This window comes from Methylobacterium sp. CCH7-A2, from assembly GCF_001557075.1.
Taxonomy (GTDB): domain Bacteria; phylum Pseudomonadota; class Alphaproteobacteria; order Rhizobiales; family Beijerinckiaceae; genus Allobosea; species Allobosea massiliensis.
Window position 1 is genome coordinate 47028 of the sequence record NZ_LSKN01000028.1, and the last position, 6985, is coordinate 54012.

Here is a 6985-nt window from a genome sequence, read left to right on the forward strand (position 1 = left end):
TGCCTCCGAAATTCCCCAGCGGCGGCCGGAAGTCAACCCGTTCCGAGCACGGGCCGCGCCGTTTCCGGCGTCGCAGTGCGCGCCGTCGCGGCCTCGCTGCGGAAATAGCCGAGCAGCCGCAGCGCGTTGAGCGTGACCAGCACGGTCCCGCCGGTGTCGGCGAGGATCGCGACCCACAGGCCCGTCGTGCCGATGACGGTGGTGACGAGGAACACCGCCTTCAGGCCGAGCGCCAGCGCGATGTTCTGGCGGATATTGGCCATCGTCGCCCGCGCCAGCCCGATCAGCGCCGGCACATCGCCGACGCCGTCATGCAGCAGCGCCGCGTCCGCCGCCTCGATGGCGACGCGCGTGCCCGAGCCCATGGCGATGCCGACCTGCGCGCTGGCGAGCGCCGGCGCGTCGTTGATGCCGTCGCCGACCATGGCGACGCGGCCGCCACGGGCGAGTTCGGCCACCGCCTTCGCCTTGTCGGCGGGCAGCATCCCGGCCGTGACCGCGACGCCCAGCGCCTCGCCGACCGCCGCTGCTGCGCGCGGGTTGTCACCGGTCAGCATCAGCGGGCGGATACCCATCGCATTGAGCCGGCCGATCGCGGCCGCTGCATCCGGCCGCGGCTCGTCGCGTAGCGCAAGCAGCCCTACGGCGCGCGCCGCACTGACCACGACGACGACGGTCTTGCCCTCGCCTTCGAGCCGGTCGATCGCCGCCAGGGCCGCCTCCGGCAGGGGCGCCCAGGCGGCGGCGTGGCGCGGCGCGCCGACGAAGACGGCCGCCTCCCCGATCGTGCCCGCCATGCCCTTGCCCGGTACGGCCGCGACATCCTCCGCCATGACGGTGGCGACCGCCTCGGCTTCAGCCCGCGCGACGATGGCGGCCGCGAGCGGATGGCTCGAGCGCCGCTCGACCGCCGCCGCCAGCGCCAGGACCCGAGGCTCGGCCGCTTCCAGCGCCACGACATCGGTGACGACGGGGCGGCCGATCGTCAGCGTGCCCGTCTTGTCGAAGGCGACGGTGTCGACGCCCGCCAGCGCTTCGATCACGGCCCCGCCCTTGATCAGGAGCCCGCGCCGCGCCGCTGTGGCCAGGCTGGATGCGATGGCGGCGGGAACCGAGATCACCAGCGCGCAGGGACAGCCGATCAGCAGCAAAGCGAGCCCGCGATAGATCCACTCGCCCCAGGTGCCGCCTGCGAGCAGCGGCGGCAGCACGGCGACCAGCAGCGACAGCCCGACGATGAAGGGCATGTAGATCCGCGAGAAGCGGTCGATGAAGCGCTCCGTCGGCGCCTTGGCGTCCTGCGCCTCGGCGACCAGCGCGACGATGCGCGCGATCATCGTGTCCTGCGCCGCCCGGCCGACACGGACCGTCAGCGCGGCCTCGTGATTGACGGTGCCGGCGAAGACCTCCGAACCGGGCTCCTTGGCCTTTGGCATCGATTCACCGGTGATCGGCGCCTCGTCGACGCTGGAGGTGCCCGTCAGCACCGTGCCATCGGCCGGGATGCGGTCGCCAGGGCGCACCAGCACGCTCTGGCCGATGCGCAGGGTTTCGGCCGCCACCTCGCGGACGGTACCGCCCTCCTCGAGCCAGGCGGTCTGCGGCACCAGTGCGGCGAGCGAGCGGATGCCCGAGCGCGCCTTCTCGGCGGCGACGCCCTCCAGCACCTCGCCGACACAGAACAGGAAGACGACGATCGCCACCTCCTCCGCCGCGCCGATGACGAGCGCGCCGGCCACCGCGATCGTCATCAGCATCTCGATGGTGAAGGGCGCGCCGGCCAGGGCCGAGACGATCGCCCGGCGCGCCACGGGAGCCGCCGCGATCAGGCTGGCCGTGATGAAGAGCGGGTCGTGCCAGCCCGGTGCGAGCACGCTGACGAGATAGGCCAGCGCGACGAGCGCGCCCGAGGCTATGGCGAGCCGGCCCTTGGCCTGGCGCCACCAGGCGGAAGGCGCCTCGCGCCTGAGCGACACAGCTTGCGTCGCCGCGAGCCGGCTCGGCTTGTAGCCCAGCGTCGCGATCCGGCTCTCGATCGCCTCGGGCGGCGTCAGCCGCTCGTCGAGGCGCAGCGCCAGCGTTTCCTTGGTCACGGAGATACGGATGCCGGAGACGCCCGGCAGCCGCTCCAGCGCGGCGCGGATCGTCTGGGCGCAGTTGCCGCAATCCATGCCCTGCACCTGCCAGAGCAGCGCGCCCGGCTCATGCTCCGGCAAGGCTTCGGCCGCTGGCTCCGCATGCGAATGGCCATGGGCATGGTCGTGATCGTGCTCGTGGTCGTGATCATGGCCGCAGCCCGGGCCGTGGCTGTGCGGGGCGCTCGCGGCAGCGGCAGCAGGCGGGGCGTGATCATGTCCGCCGCAGCAGGCGGACCCGCAGGAGGCCGGCGCCGCAGCGACGACGTCAGGGAGCTTCGGGGCGAGAGCGGAATCGGGTTGGGACATGGGGCACCGGGCGTCGTGAATCGCGAACCGGCCAGACCCTACTTCCTGTAGCCACTAGAGGTTCAAGCGCCTTTTTCAGCCGCGCTCAGGCGGCGGCAGCAGCCCGGCCATGCGCCGCGAGCGGCGGTCGGAAACCGCGCAGCCGCAGCGCATTGGCGACGACGCTGACGCTGGAGAGCGCCATGGCGAGCCCCGCCACCATCGGCGACATCAGGATGCCGAAGGCCGGGTAGAGCACCCCGGCCGCGACCGGGATCAGCACCGCATTATAGCCGAAGGCCCAGAACAGGTTTTCTGTGATGTTGCGCAGCGTCGCCCGCGACAGCGCCACCGCATTCGCCACATTGCGGAGATCGCCCGACATCAGAACAACATCGGCGCTCTCGATCGCGATGTCCGTGCCGGTGCCGATGGCCAGCCCGACATCGGCCTTGGCCAGCGCCGGCGCATCGTTGATGCCATCGCCGACGAAGGCGACGCGAGCGCCCCCCGCCTGCAGCCGCTCGATCACCGCGACCTTGCCGGCCGGCAGCACCTCGGCCACAACCTCGTCGACGGGCAGGCCCCGCGCGATCGCCTCGGCCGTGCGCCGGTTGTCGCCGGTGATCATCACGATCCGCAACCCCTGCGCCCGCAGCGCTTGAAGCGCCTCGCGGCTGGTCTCCTTGACCGGATCGGAGACGGCGAGGATGGCGGCGAGCCGCCCGTCGATCGCCGCATAGAGCGGCGACTTGCCCTCGCCTCCGAGCCGCGCCGCCGTCGCGGCGAAGGGGGACAGGTCGATGCCGGCCCGGACCAGCAGCCGGTCGGCCCCGACCAGCAGCGCCCGCCCCTCGACGGTGGCCGTGACGCCAAAGCCGGGCTCGGCGGCGAAGGCGGCGGGCTCGGACAGGATTTGGCCGCCCTCGCGGGCCGCCGCGACGATGGCCTGCGCGATCGGGTGCTCCGAGCGCGTCTCGACCGCCGCCACCAGCCGCAGGACCTCATCACGCGCGAAGCCCTCGGTGACCTCGACATCGGTCAGCTCGGGCTTGCCCCGCGTGATCGTGCCGGTCTTGTCGAGCGCGACGACCGTGACATCGCGCAGGGCCTGCAGCGCTTCGCCGCGCCGGAACAGCACGCCCATCTGCGCCGCCTTGCCGGTGCCGACCATGATCGAGGTCGGCGTCGCCAGCCCCATCGCGCAGGGGCAGGCGATGATCAGCACCGCGACCGCATTGACGATCGCCAGCGACAGGGCCGGGCTCGGCCCGAAGATCAGCCAGACCCCGAAGGTCAGCAGCGCCGCGGCCATGACGGCCGGCACGAACCACATCGTCACCTTGTCGACGAGCGCCTGGATCGGCAGCTTCGAGGCCTGAGCCGCCTCCATCGTCGGCACGATTCCCGCCAGAAACGTGTCCGCGCCGATGCGCGTCGCGCGGAAACGGAAGGCGCCGGTCCCGTTGACCGTGCCGCCGATCACCATGGAGCCGACATCCTTCTCCACGGGAATCGGCTCCCCCGTCAGCATGGATTCGTCGACGAAGGAGGTGCCCTCGACCACCTCGCCATCGACCGGCAGCCGCTCGCCGGGACGCATCAGCACGATGTCGCCGGGCCGCACCTGCGCGACCGGCAATTCCTGTTCGCGGCCGTCGCGCAGCACCAGAGCCGTCTTGACCTGCAGCTTCAGAAGCCGGCGGATCGCATCCCCGGTCTGGCCCTTCGCCCGCGCCTCGGCATAGCGCCCGAACAGGATCAGCGTGACGATGACCGCGCCGGCCTCGAAATAGGTGTGGTCGAGCCCGGCCGGCAGCAGCGCGGGCGCGAAGGTCGAGACCACCGAATAGAGATAGGCCGTCGTCGTGCCCAGCATGACGAGCGAGTTCATGTCGGGCGCGCCGCGCAGCAGCGCCGGCCCACCCTTGCGGTAAAATTGCAGCCCCGGTCCAAATTGCACCAGGCTCGCCAGAATGAAGGACAGGATGCGCAGATTAGCCGCGCCGAAGCTCTCGGCCAGCGCGTGATGCAGCGTATCGGAGAGATGCGAGCCCATCTCGATCACGACGATCGGCAGCGTCGCCAGCGCGGCCAGGGTCAGGTCGCGGCGCAAGCCCGACAGTTCGGCCTCGCGCCGGGCGCTGTCGCGATCGGCCTGGACGCCGGCCTCCCGCACGGGCTCGGCCGGATAGCCGGCTTTAGCCAGCGCCGCAGTGATGGCCGCCACCGTGCCCTCGCCGCCGACATGGCGCGCATGGGCGCGGCCCATGGCGAGGTTAACGCTGCCCTCCAGCACGCCCGGCACGGCGAGCAGCGCCCGCTCGACCCGCCCGACGCAAGAGGCGCAGCTCATCCCCTCGACGGAAAAATCGGTCTCGTCCTCCTGCGGCGTGTAGCCGGCCGCCCGGATCGCGGCCAGGACGGGCGCCGCGTCGGCATTCGCGCCGAGTCCGACGCTTGCCCGCTGCGTCGCCAGATTGACCGAAGCCGCGCGGACGCCCGGCACGGCCAGGATCGCCTTCTCGACGCGGCCGACGCAAGCAGCGCAGCTCATCCCCTCGACCGGGATCGCGAGCGTCGTCGCGCCGTCCGGCTTGGGAAGATCGGTCAGGGTCATCGGCTCAGGCTCCGGCTATCGCATCAAAGCCGGAGATGGGGCTTCCCATCATGGGAAGGTCAAGGGGCGGGCGGAGGATAATCCGTCAAGTAATGCGGCGCACGCTCGCCGCGATCTCCTCGGGCTCGAAAAGCCGCTTCCAATCCGGCTTCAGGATCGTGTCCTTGCCGAAGACGATCGCCTTGTTGCAGGCATCCGAGAACACGCCCTGCACTTGCTCGAAGGTCACGGCGGCCAGGATGTTCATATGCCCGAGCAGGAAGTCGCGCGCCGCCTCGCGCGGGACGCCGCGGGCGATCGCCTCCTCCATCGCCTCGCGCATGGCGTCGAGCAGCGTGGCGCAGACGGTCTCGGACAGCCCAGGCTCCAGGATCGCCATCTGTTCGACCGTGACGCGGTGCGAGCGCATCACCGGCGCCCAGATCGCCCGCGCGACCTCCTCGCCAAGCGCGTAATGCTCTTCAGGCCCCTGCATCAACGCGTTGACGATGTGCTGCTTCGCCGCGATGCCGCCGAAATGGTCGGCCTTGGCGGCCGGGTCGGTCTCGTCGTTGAAGATAGGCGGGTGGCAGGGATGGGTGACGAAGTAGGTGATGTCGGCCCGCTCCGGCAGATGCCCGGCATGGGGGGCGGCAGCGTCGAGAATGACCACGATCGTGCCCGGCGCGAGCAGTGGCAGCAGCGAGCGCGCCACCGTGCCGACATGGGTGTCCGGCACCGCCAGCACCACGACGGCCGCGCCTGCGACCGCGGCCTCCGCCGAGACGCAGTCCAGCCCGAAGGCGGCGCGCACCCGCTCCTGCCCGGCTGGGCTGACCTCGACCGGCCGCATGGTGAACCGCGAGGCGGCGAGATTACGGCCCAGCCGCATGCCCATCTTGCCGCCGGCACCGAACAGAGCCACCACCGTCATCGTCGACCTCCCCAACTGGTATGATGAGTTCGTCCCACACCGACGGTTGGCGGTCAATCTGGTCTGATGACATGATGATGATGTCCTCTTCCCCAGCAATGCAGGCCCCGTGACGACCGAGCCGATCCCCCGCCGCAAGCTGCATCAGGAGGTCCTCGACCGCCTGATCGCCCGCATCCGCGCTGGTGAGTTTCCGCCGGGCGCGCAGTTGCCCTCCGAGCGCGAACTGATGGACGCCTATGGCGTCGGCCGCCCCTCGATCCGCGAGGCGCTGCAGCAGCTGGAGCGTTCCGGCATCATCGGCATCAGCCATGGCGAGCGCGCCCGCGTCCTGCTGCCCACCGCAGAGGGGGTCGTCGCGCAGCTGACCGAACCCGCCCGCTTCCTGTTGAGTGTCGATCCCGACGCGCTGGAGCATCTCAAGGAGGCGCGCATCCTGCTCGAAGCCGGCGTCGCACGGCTGGCCGCCCAGCGCGCCGATGCCGCCGGCCTCGCCCTGCTACGCCAGCGGCTGGACGAGCACCGGGCGGCAGGGCTCGACGATTTCCTCAGCCGCGACATCGCCTTTCATCGCCAGATCGCGGTGATGAGCGGCAACCCGGTCTTTCCCGCCGCGGTCGAGGCGATGCTGACCTTGCTCGGCGCGTCCCATGTCACGCTGGTGCGGGCACCGGGCGCCGAGCGCCTGACTCTGGAGGAGCACGCGCGAATCTGCGAGGCCATCGCCGATCACGACCCCGACGCGGCCGGCCGGGCCATGTCCGACCATCTCGCCCGCGCCGATGCCCGCTACCACGGCATCATGGAGGGTTGAAACGGGCTTGCGCCGGCTGGATCGGATCGACTCGATGAAATTGAGCGGGGCCGGGGCAGCCGGCGCGCCGCGCCGAGCAGTCTCGGCCGGGAGAAAGATGGTGGGCCGAGCCGGACAAATCCGCGAACACGTACACGATTGAAATTGTTACGTAACTCTTAGAGTCCGTCCCGGAACTCATGACGCTCGCGCGATGCGGCGGATAAGAACCATGG

The 6985-nt window shown here is 70.9% G+C and carries 4 protein-coding genes; 1 reads left to right on the forward strand and 3 read right to left on the reverse strand.

The genetic code is table 11. The features are described from left to right. Positions 1-32 precede the first annotated feature (32 nt). The 3 genes from AX750_RS02725 to AX750_RS02740 form a co-directional block, all read right to left on the reverse strand. The gene (locus tag AX750_RS02725) at positions 33-2444 is read right to left on the reverse strand and encodes a heavy metal translocating P-type ATPase (RefSeq protein WP_245282287.1); all 2412 of its coding nucleotides are present in this window, start codon (positions 2442-2444) and stop codon (positions 33-35) included. 85 nt (positions 2445-2529) lie between these two features. Beyond that, positions 2530-5043, reverse strand: a complete 2514-nt coding sequence (locus tag AX750_RS02735) for a heavy metal translocating P-type ATPase (protein ID WP_066722001.1) — start codon at positions 5041-5043, stop codon at positions 2530-2532. 85 nt (positions 5044-5128) lie between these two features. Continuing rightward, positions 5129-5956: a phosphogluconate dehydrogenase C-terminal domain-containing protein gene (locus AX750_RS02740; RefSeq protein WP_066722004.1), complete on the reverse strand. Its 828-nt coding sequence runs from the start codon at positions 5954-5956 to the stop codon at positions 5129-5131. 109 nt (positions 5957-6065) lie between these two features. Between AX750_RS02740 and nanR the strand changes: the two genes are divergently transcribed. Further along, positions 6066-6770, forward strand: a complete 705-nt coding sequence (gene nanR / locus AX750_RS02745; protein ID WP_082734981.1) for a transcriptional regulator NanR — start codon at positions 6066-6068, stop codon at positions 6768-6770. Positions 6771-6985 lie beyond the last annotated feature (215 nt).